This window comes from Rhodococcus sp. P4_C10 (assembly GCF_056402135.1).
Window position 1 is genome coordinate 1 of the sequence record NZ_JBFUHZ010000066.1, and the last position, 14,889, is coordinate 14,889.

Consider the following 14,889-nt stretch of genomic DNA (forward strand, 5'->3'; position numbering starts at 1 on the left):
CCGCGGACACCTCGACAACGCTCGTGGCCCGATGGAAGGTGGGGAACGCCCGCACGTCACGGTCACCATCGACGTCGACGCACTCAAGGACGCGGTGGCGGCGACGGCGCCCACCCCCGCGACCGGTGCCTGGGTGGGGAACGGCTGGGTCTACCACTCCGACAACGCAACCGGACCCGTCGGCGAGCACGAGGGTTGCACCAGCCCCGCCGGTTTCAGGCCACCCCGCCGGTACCGCCGCAGAAGGCACGCCAGCATGCCCTGGGCAGGCCCCGTCTCCGCCGCCGTCGCCGCCCGCATCTCCTGCGACGCAACCGTCACCCCGATCTTTGTCGACCGGGGCGGCAAGCCCCTCGACGTGGGCCGCACCACCCGTGTCATCTCCCCGAAACTACGGAAGGCGCTGGTCGCGAGGGACTGCGGCTGCGCGTTCCCCGGCTGCGGACGCCCCGCGGCGTGGACCGAAGCCCACCCTCCCCCAAGCACTTCGTGCAGGGAGGTGCCCCCATCCAGCACTGGTCCGATGGCGGACCCACCGCCCTGTCGAACCTCGTGCTGCTCTGCAAGAAGCACCACACGATCATCCACAGGAACCACTGGTCTGTGCAGATCGAATCGTACGGGTTCCCGTCGTTCACCCCGCCAGCGTGGGTGGACCCGTCGCGAAGACCACGGCCGGCCCACAACCGGCGCGCGATCCACACGGTCTGACCCGCAGGCACAGGCCCGCTCGCCAAAAGACCTGTACACCCACCACAGTCGGACCGGTTGCGGCCGAGACAAACTGTGCACCGCGGCCATCGCCATGGTCTGCGGGCCGGGTTCCAGGCCGGTGAGGTACTGGGTCGCCGCGGTGGCCGCGACAGTGCTCAGCAGCGCGGTGCCGATCGAGCCACCGACCTGTTGCATCGTGTTCACCGTCGCGGAGGCGACGCCGGCGTCCTCCGGTTCGACGCCGGTGATCGCGGCCTGCATGCCGGGCGCGACGACCATGCCCATGCCGGCGCCGAGCAGGACCAAGCCGGGCAGGATGTGCAGGGCGTAGGTGCTCTCGACGGTGAGCTGGGCGAGCAGCGCCATGCCGAGCGCGGCGACGACGAGCCCGGTGGTGATCAGCAACCGGGGCCCGACCCGCGGCAGCAGCACTCCGGTGGCGGTGGTCGCCGAGACCACCATGCCCGCGACCATCGGCAGGAACGCCAGGCCGGTGACGATCGGGCTGTACTGCAGCACGGTCTGCAGGTAGAAGGTCAGGAACAGGAACACCGCGAACATGCCGGATCCGGTGACGAACATGGCCAGGTAGGCCCCGCCGCGGGTGCGGTCGAGCACGATCCGCAGCGGTAGCAGCGGGTGTGCGACGCGCATCTCGATGACCACGAACACCGCCAACCCGACGACGCCCGCCACCAGCCAGGCGATCGTCGCGCTGTTGGACCAGCCGTGCGACTCCGCATGCGAGAAGCCGTAGACAATGCTGAACAGTGCCGCCGACACCGTGATCGTGCCGGGGATGTCGAGGCGGGGCCGGTGCTCGGACTTGTGCGGCGCCATCATCATCAGGGCGCCGACCAGCGCGACGGCGGCGAAGACGAGGTTCACGTACAGGCTCCAGCGCCACGAGGTCCACTCGGTGAGTACCCCGCCGAGCAGCAGTCCCACCGCGCCGCCCGCGCCCGCGATCGCGCCGAAGATGCCGAACGCCTTGGCCCGCTCGCCGGGCTCGGTGAAGGTCGTCGCCAGCAGCGACAGCGCCGCGGGTGCGAGCAGGGCGGCGAACACGCCCTGGCCGGCCCGGGCCGCGACCAGCATCGGGAAGTTCACCGCGGCCCCGCCGACCGCGGACATGACGGCGAAGCCGACCAGTCCGATGACGAAGGTGTTGCGGCGGCCGAACAGGTCGCTGAGCCGGCCGCCGAGCAGCAGCAGCGAGCCGAAGGCCAGGGCGTAGGCCGTCACGACCCACTGCCGGTCGCCGTCCGAGAACCCGAGCGACTGCTGCGCCGCGGGTAGGGCGATGTTCACGATGGTGGCGTCCAGCACCACCATCAGCTGTGCCAGCCCGATGACGGCCAGGACGAACCAGCGCAGGCGGTGCTCTCTGGTCTGCTCGCCCTGCCCGGTCTCCGGTGGATCGATCGTGGTGGTGGTCATGGGAACGCCTTCCATGGATTCGGTGGTGCCGGCGTCTGCGGGGGCCAGGCGTCTGAGTGCACCGCTGCGTCTGAGTGCCGAGGTTGAAATGGAGGAGTAATCTCCACTTAGGTCACCGTACGCCCAAGTGGAGGAGTTGTCTCCACTTAGTTCCGGCCCAGTTTGCGGACTGCCCGAGATGTCGGGTTTCCGGGGCCGGCAGAATCGAGCTACCAGGGATGACAGAATGAGGATCGTGAGCACCGTCACAGCAGGGCGCAGGCTGCGCGCCGACGCCGAACGCAATCGGCGCAAGATCCTCGACGCAGCGGCCGACCTCTTCGCGACCCGTGGCATCGACATCACCCTCGACGACGTCGCCCGGCACGCGAAGGTGGGCGTCGGCACGGTGTACCGGCGCTTCACCTGCAAGCAGGAACTGGTCGACGGGGTCTTCGAGCAGCGCATGGACGACATGGCCGAGGCGGCCGACGCGGCGCTGCTGCAGGAGGACCCCTGGGAGGCCCTGGTCGACTTCCTCGCCCTGACCTGTGAGTGGATGTCCCTGAACCGGGGGCTCGGCGACGTCTTCTTCAGCGTCGACGACGGTCGCGAGCAGATCGCGTGCGCGCGCAAGCGGGTCGGCCCCGCCATCGAGAAGCTCGTCGAGCGGGCCAAGGCCGCGGGCGTGCTGCGCCCCGACCTCGAGGTGAACGACCTCTTCGCGGTCAGCTGCATGGTCGATGCGGTCATCGACTTCGCCCGACCGGTCGCGCCCGAGGCCTGGCGCCGCTACCTGGCGATCATGCTCGACGGCATGCGGGCCGAGGGGTTCGGGCGCTCGGTGCTGGACATCCCCCCGCTGACCGACGAACAGGTCGAGGCGGCCAAGGCCGCGCGGCACGGCTCCTAGTCGGCATTGCCGGTAGTCGGTACCGCTCCTAGGCGGCGGAGACCGGCTCGGTCTCCGGGCGCCGCGCCCGCAGGACCCGGAGGGCCACCGCCATGCCGACGACGACCAGAGTCATGACGAGCGCGAGGCCGCGAGGATCCGGGGGAGTGGGCGACATCATGCCGCGCTCGAGCACCGCGACCGGCGACAGGTTGCCCCAGTAGTCGTCGGCCTCCGAGCCCTGCCCGGCGACGCTCAGCGCGGTCGGGACGAACAGCACCGACAGCCCGACGACGCCGGACACCGCGGAGGTTCTCGTCGCCGACCCGAGCGCGTAGCCGGCGACAGGGGCCAGCGCGAGGTAGCGGATGCCGTCGACAAACCACAGGTCGTTCGTCGCGACCATCCCCGACGCGGAGATCGCGGCGAGCAGCACCAGTGCCAGTGTGGCCCGCGGCCACCGGAGGCCGACCACCAGACCGACGGCGAGTGTCGCGGCGACGATCGCCACGCCGATCCAGGTCATGCCGGCTCCAGCGATCAGCGGCGCGGACGCGGCCGCCACCGCGGTCGCGGTCAGCAGCAGTTGGCCGTCACGGCCGTCGAGTCGGTACGCGGCGAACACCACGGCCAGTGCGAACACCGCGGTCGCGGGCACCGCCACCGCCCAGCTGTCGAGATGCGCCACTGTCGCGGCATTGGTGCCCAAACCCGCCACCACCACGATCAGTCCCGAGACCACCGCCCGGGACGGCTGCGGCGCAAACGCATTCGACGCTCGACGCCCCGCCAGAGCGCCCGCGATCGAGAAGCCCATCGCGGGTAGCAACAGCCACCACGGCGGGGCGGCGACCAGGCCGTGGGACGCCTCCAGCGAGTACGCCGTCGAGCCGCTGCCCTCGGACATGGCCGCAGTCTGGGTGATGTCGACCGCGAGCAGGAATGCCGCGAGCGCGCCACCGGCGAGCGCGGCCGTCGACGACCGACGTCCCGCGGCCGCCACCGCGCAGCCGCCGAGGGCGAGGCCGGCACCGAAGCCGGACAGGTACTGCTGCGCGATCACCCATTCCAGTTGCTGCACTTGGTCGCTCACCAGCGCCGCCCCGACGATCACCGAGAGGCCCACGAGGGACACCGGCCGGGCCGCCCGGGTGTCGGTGCGGCGGGAGAGGAGTGCCGCAGTCACGATCGCCAGCAGCACGCCGATCGCCGCGGCCAACGGCCGACTGGTCGCCACCAGTTGCAGCTCGCCTCGGGTCCCGCCGATTGCGTAGCCTGCCGCGACGGGCGCGACCAGCACCCAGCCCGCGGTCGCCGATACGAGGAAGGCGATGACGAGTTCGAGGGCGGTGAGCCCCCGGCGGTCGACGGTCGTGTCGAGTCGGTTGGTCATGCGGCGTCGGTGGAGTCGGGGGCATCGGGGGCATCGGGGGCATCGGGGGCGGGAGCAGTCCGGGGACGGCCGAGGGCGCGAATTCCGAACGCGCAGAAGGCCACCGCGACCAGCAGCACGATGCCGGTGAGCCGGTCGTCGTAGTGCGGGATGGACAGCAGCTCGCGGTCGAGGACGGCGTCCGGGCCCCGGCTCGTCTCGAGGCCCGGCAGCGGCTGGTAGCTGCCGCCGAAGACGGTGCGCGTCGTGGGCACCGTCGCGACGGCGTAGAAGACCGTGGACACGAACGGGATCCCGAGTCCCGTCGCGGCCAACGCGGCGGCTCCGGGCGCGGTGGCGCCCAGCGCGAGACCGGCCCCGGCCCCCACCAGCGCCAGTCGCACCAGCAGCAGCGCGCCGCTGTTGCCGAGGTCCGGCCACAGCGCGGCGAGCAGCGGAACCACCGCCGCCAGCGCGAGTCCGGCGAGCGGGAGCCGCCAGCGCATCGACGCCCGCAGCCCGACCGCGACCGAGAGCACGGCCACCGTCACCGCGACCCACGGGGCCACGCCGAAATCGGCCACCCCGAGTCGCGGCACCCGCAGGTCCGCCAGCACCGGCGTCGCGGCCGCCGCGATCGCCGTGGCGCCCAACAGGAACCGGCCGTCCGGCCCGTCGGCCATCCGGGCGCACACCTCCGTCGTCACCAGCACCACCGCGACCGACACCGCGATCACCGCCCACGCGGTGGACCTGGAGGCGTCCACCGGCTGCTGCCCGATCCAGGCCAGCAGCAGCCGGTTCGACACCGCGATCGCGACCGCCGAGGCGAGCGCCACTCGCAGTTCGTGCGCGCCTGCCCGCTGGACCCGGCTGCCCTCGTCCCCGACCACGGCGCAGGCGACCGCGCCCGCCCCGACCGCCGCGAGCAGCCACCAGGACGGCTCGCCGATCACGGACGTGCTGTACGAGACCGCGGCGGACCCGAACACCGGAGCCGCGAGGAACACCACCGTCACGCCGAGGGTCAGTGTCAGCTGGCCAACCCGTCGCCCCCACACCGCCGCCACCGCCGCGCCCAGGATCGCGCCCGCGGCAGCGGTCTTGAGGTAGTGCAGCGCGGTCAGACCGTCCAGTCCGGCCACCCCCACCACGGCGAACCGGCCACCGACCAGCACCGCGGTACCCGCCGCCATCGTCGCCCACGCCAGCCGCCGCGACCCTCGGTGCTGCAGCAGCAGGTACACCACCACCGCCAGCACCACTCCCATCGCGACGCCGGTCGGCTGCGCGCTGATGTACCGGTCCAGCTCGCGATCGGACGCGGACACGGACCAGCGCCCGCCCGGTGGGGCGGTGAGGACGAAGGCGGCCAGTGCGCCGCCGAGCAGTGCGGTCAGCGCGGAGAGGGCCGCGCGGGCATCGACAGGCATTTGCCGACGCTAACCGACAGTTGCCGACGGGCGCGCCAATGTCGCATCGACGCGGCGGGCGTGCCACGATCTTCACGTTCACACACACGCGAGGAGCCGGCATGACATCGATCACCGAAAAGGCCACCACCCTGCTCGGGCTGCACCGGCCCGGCGATCCGGTGATCCTGCCGACCGTGTGGGACGCGTGGTCGGCAGACCTCGCGCAGCAGGCCGGCTTCCAGGCGCTCACCGTCGGCAGCCATCCGGTCGCCAACTCGCTCGGCAAGCCCGACAACGAGGGAATGAGCTTCGGGGAGGTGATGATCCGCGTCGCGCAGATCACCAACGCCGTGGACCTGCCGGTCTCCGTGGACCTCGAGTCGGGCTACGGACTCGACCCCGACACCCTGATCAACGGGCTGATCGAGGTGGGCGCGGTAGGACTGAACATCGAGGACACCGTGCACCGGGAGGGCGGCCGGCTGCGTGAGGCCCAGGAGCACGCGGACCTGGTCGGCGCGCTGCGCCGGTCCGCGGACGCGTCCGGTGTGCACCTCGTCATCAATGCCCGCACCGACCTGTTCCTGAAGCAGGTCGGCGACGAGGCGGACCGCGTGCAGCGCGCCATCGCGCGGCTGACCCTGGCCGCGGAGGCCGGCGCGGACGTGTTGTACCCCGTCGGGTTCCACACCGACGAGGTGCAGCGGCAGTTGACCGCAGCACTGCCGTTGCCGGTCAACGCGATTGCGGATCCGGCCGCCGGTGACCGGACGAAGCTCGCGGACCTCGGCGTCGGCCGGGTCAGCTTCGGTCCGCTGCTGCAGGGCGCCCTGTCCGCGCACGCGACCGCCCTGCTCGCCCGCTGGCAGTAACGCGAGGCGGCGCCCGAGTCCGCCGCGTCCCGACCGGGCGCGGGGCTCGGGTAGGTCAGCGCCGGTCGGCGTAGGCCTGCAGGTGGGCGACCTGCTCGGCGTCGAGCGAGGGCCGCACCGCCTCACGGGCCGCGGCGATGTCGGCGACGGTCACGTCGGCGGCGTCCACGCTGCGGCGCATGGCGGCCAGCGCGGCCTCCCGCAGCAGCGCCGCACAGTCCGCGGCGCTGTAGCCCTCCAGGTCGACGGCCAGGGCGTCCAGGTCGACGTCCGACGCGAGCGGTACCGGCCGGCCCGCGGTTCGCAGGATCTCCTTGCGCGCCTCGGCATCCGGCGGCGGCACGAACACCAGGCGCTCGAGGCGTCCGGGGCGCAGCAGTGCGGGGTCGATCAGGTCCGGGCGGTTGGTGGCGCCGAGCACCACCACGTCGCGCAGCGGTTCGATGCCGTCGAGCTCGGTCAGCAGCGCAGCGACCACCCGGTCGCTCACCCCGGAGTCGGACGACTGCCCGCGCCGCGGTGCCAGCGCGTCCACCTCGTCGAGGAAGATCAGTGACGGAGCGGAATCGCGTGCGCGCTGGAACAATTCGCGTACCGCCTTCTCCGAGGCGCCGACCCACTTGTCCATCAGTTCGGCACCCTTGACGGCGTGCACGCTCAGCTGGCCGGAACTCGCCAGCGCCCGCACGAGGTACGTCTTGCCGCAGCCGGGCGGGCCGTACAGCAGCACCCCGCGCGGCGGGTCCACCCCGAGCCGGGCGAACGAGTCCGGGTGCTGCAACGGCCACAGCACCGCCTCGGTGAGGGCCTGCTTGGTCTCGACCATGTCGCCGACGTCGTCGAGGGTGACGCTGCCGACCGCCAGCTCCTCGGTGCCGGACCGTGACAGCGGCCGGATCACCTCAAGCGCCCCGACCAGGTCCTCCTGGCGCAGCTCCGGCTCCTCGCCGGTGGTGTTGGCGCGCGAGGCCGCCCGCAGTGCCGCCTCGCGGACCAGGGCGGCGAGATCGGCCGCGACGAACCCCGGTGCGCGTGAGGCGATCTCGGCGAGGGTCAGGTGGCCGGTCGGGACCTTGCGGAGCAGCAGTTCGAGCAGCGCCCGGCGCTGTGCGCCGTCCGGCAGGGCCAGGGTGAGTTCGCGGTCGCAGAGGTCCTGGCCGCGCACCCGGGGGTCGAGCGCGTCCGGGTGCGCGGTGGTGGCGACGAAGGCCACGCCGGCGGTCTCGACGGCCCGTCGCAGTTCGTCGACGATCAGCGTGGACACCGGCTCGGGCGGCGCGGGCAGCAGCGCGTCGATGTCGGTGACCAGCAGTACACCGCCCGCCCCGCCGGCGACCCGTGCGACGGCATCGGTCACTCGCTGCAGTCGGGTGGCGGAGTCGAGCGCGCCGACCGCGGGCCCGTCGAGTTCCGTCACGGCACGGCCGGCCAGGACCGAGCGGGCCAGCGTCGCCTTGCCCACGCCCGCCGGTCCGGTGACGAGCACCCCGAGGTGGGGTGAGGCCCCCAGCGTCCGTAGCAGTTCCGGCTCGTCCAGGGCGAGCGTGAGCCACTCGGTGAGCTTGCCCGCCTGGGCACCCACACCCACCAGGTCCGAGACGGCGGGCGGCGCGACCCGGGGGGCCGGACTCGCCGCGGCCGGTGTCGCCGTGCCCACGACGGCCGCGATGCCCGCAGGCGCCGCGGCCGGGACCGCGCCCGCGGCGCCCCATCCGACGGCCGAGTTCGGTTGCACGCTCACCGGACCCGCCGGATCCACCGCGGCGACGGTGAGCAGTTCGGAGGTCCAGGCGACGCCGAAGGTGCGCGAGAGTGACTGGGTCGCACCCGCGGTGGACGTGCCGGGACCGAGGTCGCGGGGCAGCAGCGAGACGGTGTCACCGACGCTGAGCACCTTGCCGAGCAGCGCCTGCCGCAGGGTGGTCTCGGAGATGGACTGCACCGCCAGCGCGGACCCGGTCACGGTCACGGCTCGCGCGCCGTACACGGTCACCGGCGAGATCACCACCCGCGCATCCTCTTTGAGCGCGGCGTTGGACAGCGTGACGTCGTCCAGCAGGGCGGTACCGGTGGGCGTCCCGCGCGGCGCCCGGGCCACCACGGCGGCGGTGCGGCGGGCGCCGATCAGGGCGATGCCGTCCCACTCCCGCAGCCCGAGTGCGGCCAGTGCCTCGGGGTGCAGGCGCACCACCCCGCGGCGGGCGTCGGCGGCGGACGTGTTCAACCGGGCGGTGAGCGTGAGTTCCGGGGTGGTCACGCGGACCAGCCTAGTGTCGCCGGCCCGGTGCGTGCCGTCAGCCGCCGAGCCGCGCCGACCAGTCGCGCGCCGCCGCCGCGAACTCCGTCGACTCAGGCAGCGGCACCAGGGCGTCCAGGGTGCTCGGGGGGAACGGGCCGAGTTCGTCGAGGAGGTGGCTCGCGTTGGCGAAGTGCACGAAGGTGGTGTCCGCGTGCCCGGGTGTCCGTGTGTCGAGGGCCTCACGCAGGGCCGTCACCTGACCGCAGCTGACGTGGAGGTCCTTGTCCGAACAGGTCAGCAGCACCGGGGTGCTCGCGGGAACCGAGGCGGCCAGGTCGACGGGGTCGAGCGCGTCGGCCTCGGCCAGGAACCGCGCGTTCGCCGGGCTCAGCCCTGCCCGGGCGAGCGTGGGATCCTGATCGGCCGGAACAGTCCCGGTGGTGCGCAGCGACTCCACGCTCGCGCGCAGGCTCGCACGGACCGCGTCGGCGTCCGCGGCGGGCATCCGGCCGGACCCGACCCCGGCGTCGAGTTGCGTGTGCAGCTGTGCGGTGAGCAGGTCCAGGTAGCGCATCGGCAGCGGCGCCAGCAGACCGAGCCCGCCGTGGCCGATGCCGCGCTGCGCCAGCGCCAGCGCGGTGAGCCCGCCCTCGCTGTGGCCGAGCAGCACCAGCCGGTCGGCGGGCACGCCGGTGCGTTCGGCCAGCAGCTCGGCGGCAGCCGCCGCGTGGTCGACCTGGTCGGTGAACCCGTACTCGGCGAGCTGCTCCGGGGTCAGGCCCGCGAGACCGGTCGCGCCCGATCCGACCTTGTCGAACCGCAGGCTCGCGATGCCCTGTTCGGCGAGTCCGTCGGCGATGCGGCGCAGGGTGTCGGAGGTGATTCCGGGCTGGTTCCCGTTGCGGTCGGTCGGACCGCTGCCGGGCAGCAGCAGCGCGGCGACCCCGGGCGTCGTCCGTGCCGGGGTGCGCACGCTGCCGTGGAAGGTGAGCCCATCCGAGTCGAAGGTCACCTCGGAGTCATTCCCGACCGGCACGCTCGACGAGCCGGCGTCCGGCAGGGCGGGCAGTGCAGGGGCGGCAGGCGGGATGGCGGCGGCGGGTGCGGCCGTCACCCCCAGGAGAGCGAGCACCGGGAGTGCCGCACCGACCAGCCACCGTCGTCGCACAGTTCGCATGGGGCGACCATATCGGGCGGAACGGACACCGCCCGACATGGCCTCTAGCGGGGGCGCCGCAGGCCGAGCCGGGTCGCGGAGCGACCGGGCCGGGCCCCGTCGGGTGCCCGACGGATGGCACGGCGCTCGGCCGGCTTGACGTCCCACACCTCGGGTCGGGCGGCGACCCAGCGCTTGGAGCGGACGGCGAACGGGATGTGCGCCAGGTACGCGGCCACCAGCACGATCAGCAGCACGTACGGGTAGGTGATCAGCGCCGCCGCGGTCAGCGCGACGCCGATCAGCAGCAGCGCCGCCATCCGGCGGGGGACCGAGAAGGTCTTCATCGCCAGGGTGGGGATCCGGCTGACGATCAGCGCCGCCGACAGCACGGTCCACACGGCCACCGGCCAGAACGACGACCACCAGCCCTCGCCCCACTGCTGGTAGGCGGCGATCGGTGCCAGCGCGATCAGGGCTCCCGCGGGCGCGGGCACCCCGACGAAGAACTCGCTGGTGTAGGCCGGCGCGGTGTCGTCGTCGAGCAGCGTGTTGAACCGGGCGAGTCGCAGCACGATGCTCACCGCGTAGACGAGCGCGACGATCCAACCGGCGTTGTTGCCGTCGAGCAGCGTCACGTAGAGCACCAGCGCGGGGGCGACGCCGAAGGAGATGGCGTCGGACAGCGAGTCCAGTTCGGCGCCGATCTTGGTGGTGGCGTCGAGCATCCGGGCGATGCGTCCGTCGAGCGAGTCCAGCACCGCCGCCGCCCCGATCATCGCCAGCGACGAGCCGAGGTCGCCCTCCAGCGCGAACTTGACCGATGACAGGCCGGCGCACAGGGCCAGGATCGTCAGCATGCTCGGCAGCAGCAGCAGCCCGCTGGTGGCGACGCGGCGGGGCCCGTTCACGGAAGCTGGGCGAGGACAGTCTCGGCGCCGACGGCGCGCTGTCCCCGCTCGACCATCAGGGTGGTGCCCTCCGGGAAGTAGGTGTCGACCCGCGAGCCGAACCGGATCAGCCCGTAGGTGTCGCCGATCGGCAGTCGGTCGCCGACCTTGGCGTCACACACGATCCGGCGCGCGAGGAGCCCGGCGATCTGCACGACGGCGATCTCGTGGCCGCCCGACGTGCGCAGCAGCATCGAGTTGCGCTCGTTGGCGTCACTGGCCTCGGCGAGGTCGGCGGAGAGGAACTTGCCCGCCTTGTGCACGACGGCGAGGACCTCGCCGGCGACGGGGCTGCGCTGAACGTGCACGTCGAGCACGGACAGGAAGATGCTCACCCGCGGCACCGGGTTCTCACCCATGTTCAGCTCGGCTGGCGGCACCGCGGTGTCGACCAGCGCCACCTCGCCGTCGGCGGGGGAGACCACGACGTTCGCGCGGTTCGGCGGGACCCGGTGCGGGTGCCGGAAGAAGGCGGCGCTGGCACCCGCGGCGGCGAGCGCCGTGCGGCGGACCCACCGGTGCCGGCGCGCGAGCGCGGCGACGGCGAGCGGGGTGAGCACGAACGGCAGGCCGGCCGGGTGCAGCGGCGGAATCGTGCTACGGACCAGGTCGGCGACGTGCGCGAGGCCGGTCGGTTGCGGTGTACCAAGCGGGGTGGGTCGGCGGGCCACGGGCTCCTCTTACTGTTCGGTGACTGCATCTTCCCCCGGCGGCTACGGCCGCCCGCGGATCACCACAGGCTAGCGGAGGTCAGGGCCTACGGGGACCCCGCTGCGCTGTCGGGAACCGGTCGGTGGGGCCCAGCCGGTCCCGCAGTCGCGCGACGTCGCCCCGGATCGTGGCCCCGTACCCGTCGTCCGGCAGCGCCGAGCAGACGGCCTCGGCCGCGTCCAGGTGGGAGCGGGCGGAGTCGTCGTCGCCGAGCTTGACGTAGTCCGCGGCCAGGTTCAGGTGCAGCGACGGGTAGATGCCCGTCACCTGCAGCGACGAGTGGTGCCGTTGCGCGCGCTCGTCGGTGAGCGAGTCCGCCGCCCGCAGCGCGCGCAGGTCCCACTCGAGTTCGTCGGCAGGGTCGTCCTGGACGTCCGCCATGTAGTGGGCCAGCGTGACCGCGACGGTAGGACGGGGCACCGACAGGCGGGGCCGGGCGGCGTTTCGAACGTTCAGCGGATCCCGTCGCGGCGCAGCGCGGCCGACACGGCGCCCGCCCTGCTGTCCACGCCGAGCTTGGCGTAGATGTGCGCCAGGTGCGTCTTCACCGTGGCCTCGCTGATGAACAGCCGCCTGCCCAGTTCCTTGTTGGTCAGGCCCTCGGCGAGCAGGGTGAGCAGTTCAGCCTCGCGTGCGGTGAGCGCCTCGTCGGGCCGGCGCATCTGGTGCAGCAGCCGGGCGGCAACCGGCGGGGACAGCACGCTCTGTCCGGCGACCGCGCCCCGGACGGCCCCGAAGATCTCCGGTGGGGTCGAGTCCTTGAGCAGGTAGCCGATGGCGCCGGCGTCGACGGCGCGGACCACGTCGGCGTCCGTGTCGTAGGTGGTGAACACCAGCACCGGCAGGTCGGGGTGCGCCGCCCGGATCCGCCGGATCGCCTCGATGCCGTCGATCCCCGCGCCCAGGGAGAGGTCCATCATCACCAGGTCCGGTACCTGCTCCGCGACCGTCGCGACGGCCTGCTCGCCGGACTCGGCCTCGGCGGTCACCTCGATGTCGGGCTGCGAGTCCAGCAGTGCCCGCAGGCCCGCGCGCACCACCAGATGGTCGTCGACCAGCAGCACGGTGATCGTGCTCATCGCGCGCCGCCCGCCGGGATCAGCGCGGCGACGACGGTGCCCTCGCCGGGGGCACTCTCCACGGTGAGGGTGCCGCCCAGCGACTCCGCCCGCTGCCGCATCGCGTGCAGGCCGAACCCGCCCGCCGCGGAGGCCGGTGCCACCTCGTTCACCGCGAAGCCGCGGCCGTCGTCGAACACGTCCAGGGCGACGGAATCCGGCAGGTAGGTCAGGGTCACCCCCAGAGTCTGCGCGTCCGCGTGACGTTTCACGTTCGCGGCCGCGCTCTGGGTGATCCGGAGCAGCGCGTGCCCGACCTCCGGGGGCAGCGGGACCGGCGTGCCGATCACCCGCAGCCGCGCCGACGGAAAGTACCCGCGGGCGGCGTCGAGCAGGACGGCGTCCAGGGGCCGGGCCTCGAGGTCCGGCGAGGCCAGGTAGTGCACGAGGTTCCGGGTCTCGGCCAGGTTCGCGCGCAGGGCGGCGGTGGCGACCGCGACCTCCTCGCGGGCCTCGGAGCCGGGTCGGTCCCATTGTTCGGCAGCGGCCTCGAGGTGTAGCAGGCTGCTGGTCAGGCCCTGCGTGACGGTGTCGTGGATCTCCCGGGCCAGCCGGTCCCGTTCGGCGCGCACCCCCGTGTCCCGTTCGGTCTCGGCGAGCCGGGTCTTCGCCGCCGCGACCTCCTCGAGCAGTCGCACCCGCTCGCGGCTGTTCCGCTCGATCTGGCCGTACGCCAGCACGACCAGGGCGCCGGTGCACAGCGGTCCGACCAGCACCGCCCACTCGGTGCGGCCGCTGAAGTTGAAGAAGGCCACGCTGGTGAGGACGGCGAGCAGCGCGACGATCAGGTACGCAGTCCGTCGGGTGAACGCGCGGGTGCACAGGAAGAACATCGGGAAGGCGCACCACGCGAAGCTCGGTGCCAGCCACACCAGCACCGCCCAGGTGGTCAGCACCGGCCACACCCAGGGCTGCCAGTCGGCGCCGCGGCGGGACGCGACCACGATCACTGTGTACAGGGCCGCCAACGTCGCGATCAGTGAGGCGACGACGACGAACCGGCCGCTGACCCCGTGATAGGTCAGGTAGCGGGCGGTGGAGGTCGCCAGCAGCACGTAGAAGGACACGTGGATCGCGACGTCGAGCGGGCCCCAGGACTGCGGGGCGCCGCCGTCCGGGCGAGCGGTGTCGGGGCTGGACATCGGACCGATCCTACGGAGCGGGCGCCGCCGCCGGATCGGCCATTCGGATGATCTCGCCGGCACCGGACGGCTGACAGGGAGGCAGACGTGCGTCCGATGCGGGTGGGTGCGCCGGGCGGCGACGCTGGAACCCGTCAGCCCGGCCGTGTGTCCCGGTCGCCCCGATCGGGGCGGACAACGCGCACGGCCCGCGAAGCCGCTACCGAAAGGCCCCGATGAACCTCGCCCGCCTGAACCTCTCCCGCCGACTGCCCAGGACCCTTGCCGTCGCCGTCCCGCTGGCGGCTGTCCTCGCCACCGCGGCGTGCGGCAGCGGCATCGACGAGAAGGCGGCGTCGACCACGCCGGTCACCACCGTGGCAGCGATGGCCCAGACCCCCGCCGACCCGGCCGCACGCGGCACGGTGACGGCGAACCGGCTGACCGTCGCGGCCGCCGGAAAGGCCGCGCAGGCCGCACTCGCGAAGTGCCAGGCCGACGGGCTCGGCTTCGTCACGGTCTCGGTGGTCGACCGGAACGGCAATGTGCAGGCGCTGTTGCGTGGCGACAACGCGGCCGAGCACACCGTCGAGGCATCCCGGCAGAAGGGGTACACGGCGGCGGCCTTCGGCGCGAACACCGGTGACCTGGTCGACCGGGCGAAGGGTGACGGCGCGACCGTCGCGGACCTGCCGGGCACCCTCTTCCTGCCCGGCGGCGTGACGGTGAAGGCGGCGGGCGCCTCGATCGCGGGGATCGGCGTCGGCGGCGCGCCCGACGGGCGGGCAGACCAGGCGTGCGCCGCGGCCGGCCTCGACGCCATCGCGGGGTCGTTGCAGTGAGGCGTGCGCTGACCGTCGCCGTCCTCGGCGGGGCCGTCGCGGTCAGCGTCGCCTGCGGCGGCCCGGAC

At 73.1% G+C, this 14,889-nt stretch carries 12 protein-coding genes and 2 pseudogenes; 4 read left to right on the forward strand and 10 right to left on the reverse strand.

All coding sequences use genetic code 11. The features are described from left to right. Positions 1-256: 256 nt before the first annotated feature. Positions 257-358 (forward strand): annotated as a pseudogene (locus AC1DWC_RS25500) (HNH endonuclease); the annotation flags it as partial. A gap of 425 nt (positions 359-783) precedes the next feature. Here the strand turns inward: AC1DWC_RS25500 and AC1DWC_RS25505 are convergent. Next, a pseudogene (locus AC1DWC_RS25505) lies at positions 784-2,154 on the reverse strand (DHA2 family efflux MFS transporter permease subunit); the annotation flags it as partial. Positions 2,155-2,380: 226 nt separating this feature from the next. Here AC1DWC_RS25505 and AC1DWC_RS25510 point away from each other — a divergent pair. After that, positions 2,381-3,046: a TetR/AcrR family transcriptional regulator gene (locus AC1DWC_RS25510; RefSeq protein WP_477912537.1), complete on the forward strand. Its 666-nt coding sequence runs from the start codon at positions 2,381-2,383 to the stop codon at positions 3,044-3,046. A gap of 28 nt (positions 3,047-3,074) precedes the next feature. On the opposite strand, the gene AC1DWC_RS25515 is transcribed toward AC1DWC_RS25510, so the two are convergent. Continuing rightward, positions 3,075-4,418 (reverse strand): hypothetical protein, encoded by a 1,344-nt coding sequence (locus tag AC1DWC_RS25515; protein WP_477912539.1) that lies wholly within the window; start codon positions 4,416-4,418, stop codon positions 3,075-3,077. Beyond that, complete coding sequence (locus AC1DWC_RS25520; protein WP_477912541.1) at positions 4,415-5,830, reverse strand: hypothetical protein; 1,416 nt, start codon at positions 5,828-5,830, stop codon at positions 4,415-4,417. Before AC1DWC_RS25520 ends, AC1DWC_RS25515 begins: the two co-directional genes overlap by 4 nt. Positions 5,831-5,931: 101 nt before the next feature. Here AC1DWC_RS25520 and AC1DWC_RS25525 point away from each other — a divergent pair, with 101 nt between their 5' ends. Continuing rightward, the gene (locus AC1DWC_RS25525) at positions 5,932-6,684 is read left to right on the forward strand and encodes an isocitrate lyase/PEP mutase family protein (RefSeq protein ID WP_072842804.1); all 753 of its coding nucleotides are present in this window, start codon (positions 5,932-5,934) and stop codon (positions 6,682-6,684) included. Positions 6,685-6,739: 55 nt separating this feature from the next. On the opposite strand, the gene AC1DWC_RS25530 is transcribed toward AC1DWC_RS25525, so the two are convergent. The 7 genes from AC1DWC_RS25530 to AC1DWC_RS25560 all read right to left on the reverse strand — a co-directional run bounded on the left by AC1DWC_RS25530 (position 6,740) and on the right by AC1DWC_RS25560 (position 14,000). Beyond that, positions 6,740-8,941 (reverse strand): AAA family ATPase, encoded by a 2,202-nt coding sequence (locus AC1DWC_RS25530; RefSeq protein WP_477912543.1) that lies wholly within the window; start codon positions 8,939-8,941, stop codon positions 6,740-6,742. A gap of 37 nt (positions 8,942-8,978) precedes the next feature. Continuing rightward, positions 8,979-10,100 carry an alpha/beta hydrolase family protein gene (locus tag AC1DWC_RS25535; RefSeq protein WP_477912545.1) on the reverse strand — a complete coding sequence of 374 codons (1,122 nt, stop codon included), beginning with the start codon at positions 10,098-10,100 and terminating at the stop codon, positions 8,979-8,981. Between the two features lie 44 nt (positions 10,101-10,144). Beyond that, positions 10,145-10,939, reverse strand: a complete 795-nt coding sequence (locus AC1DWC_RS25540; RefSeq protein WP_477912553.1) for a CDP-alcohol phosphatidyltransferase family protein — start codon at positions 10,937-10,939, stop codon at positions 10,145-10,147. A gap of 47 nt (positions 10,940-10,986) precedes the next feature. Beyond that, positions 10,987-11,700: a phosphatidylserine decarboxylase gene (locus AC1DWC_RS25545; RefSeq protein WP_477843276.1), complete on the reverse strand. Its 714-nt coding sequence runs from the start codon at positions 11,698-11,700 to the stop codon at positions 10,987-10,989. Between the two features lie 79 nt (positions 11,701-11,779). Then, entirely contained in the window at positions 11,780-12,196 is a 417-nt protein-coding gene (locus AC1DWC_RS25550) for a hypothetical protein (protein WP_477912555.1), read from the reverse strand. After that, positions 12,193-12,819, reverse strand: coding sequence for a response regulator (locus AC1DWC_RS25555; protein ID WP_072842489.1), 627 nt, complete (start codon positions 12,817-12,819; stop codon positions 12,193-12,195). The genes AC1DWC_RS25550 and AC1DWC_RS25555 overlap by 4 nt, the downstream gene beginning before the upstream one ends. Next, positions 12,816-14,000, reverse strand: a complete 1,185-nt coding sequence (locus AC1DWC_RS25560) for a sensor histidine kinase (protein ID WP_477912548.1) — start codon at positions 13,998-14,000, stop codon at positions 12,816-12,818. Before AC1DWC_RS25560 ends, AC1DWC_RS25555 begins: the two co-directional genes overlap by 4 nt. A gap of 215 nt (positions 14,001-14,215) precedes the next feature. Between AC1DWC_RS25560 and AC1DWC_RS25565 the strand changes: the two genes are divergently transcribed. Beyond that, positions 14,216-14,821: a GlcG/HbpS family heme-binding protein gene (locus tag AC1DWC_RS25565; RefSeq protein WP_477912551.1), complete on the forward strand. Its 606-nt coding sequence runs from the start codon at positions 14,216-14,218 to the stop codon at positions 14,819-14,821. Positions 14,822-14,889: the final 68 nt, after the last annotated feature.

What these genes read in the sequence shown, in the direction of transcription:
- AC1DWC_RS25510 (WP_477912537.1), top strand. Translation starts at nt 2,381, where the DNA reads ATGAGGATCGTGAGCACCGTCACAGCAGGGCGCAGGCTGCGCGCCGAC.
- AC1DWC_RS25515 (WP_477912539.1), bottom strand. Translation starts at nt 4,418, where the DNA reads ATGACCAACCGACTCGACACGACCGTCGACCGCCGGGGGCTCACCGCC.
- AC1DWC_RS25520 (WP_477912541.1), bottom strand. Translation starts at nt 5,830, where the DNA reads ATGCCTGTCGATGCCCGCGCGGCCCTCTCCGCGCTGACCGCACTGCTC.
- AC1DWC_RS25525 (WP_072842804.1), top strand. Translation starts at nt 5,932, where the DNA reads ATGACATCGATCACCGAAAAGGCCACCACCCTGCTCGGGCTGCACCGG.
- AC1DWC_RS25535 (WP_477912545.1), bottom strand. Translation starts at nt 10,100, where the DNA reads ATGCGAACTGTGCGACGACGGTGGCTGGTCGGTGCGGCACTCCCGGTG.
- AC1DWC_RS25540 (WP_477912553.1), bottom strand. Translation starts at nt 10,939, where the DNA reads ATGCTGACGATCCTGGCCCTGTGCGCCGGCCTGTCATCGGTCAAGTTC.
- AC1DWC_RS25555 (WP_072842489.1), bottom strand. Translation starts at nt 12,819, where the DNA reads ATGAGCACGATCACCGTGCTGCTGGTCGACGACCATCTGGTGGTGCGC.
- AC1DWC_RS25560 (WP_477912548.1), bottom strand. Translation starts at nt 14,000, where the DNA reads ATGTCCAGCCCCGACACCGCTCGCCCGGACGGCGGCGCCCCGCAGTCC.
- AC1DWC_RS25565 (WP_477912551.1), top strand. Translation starts at nt 14,216, where the DNA reads ATGAACCTCGCCCGCCTGAACCTCTCCCGCCGACTGCCCAGGACCCTT.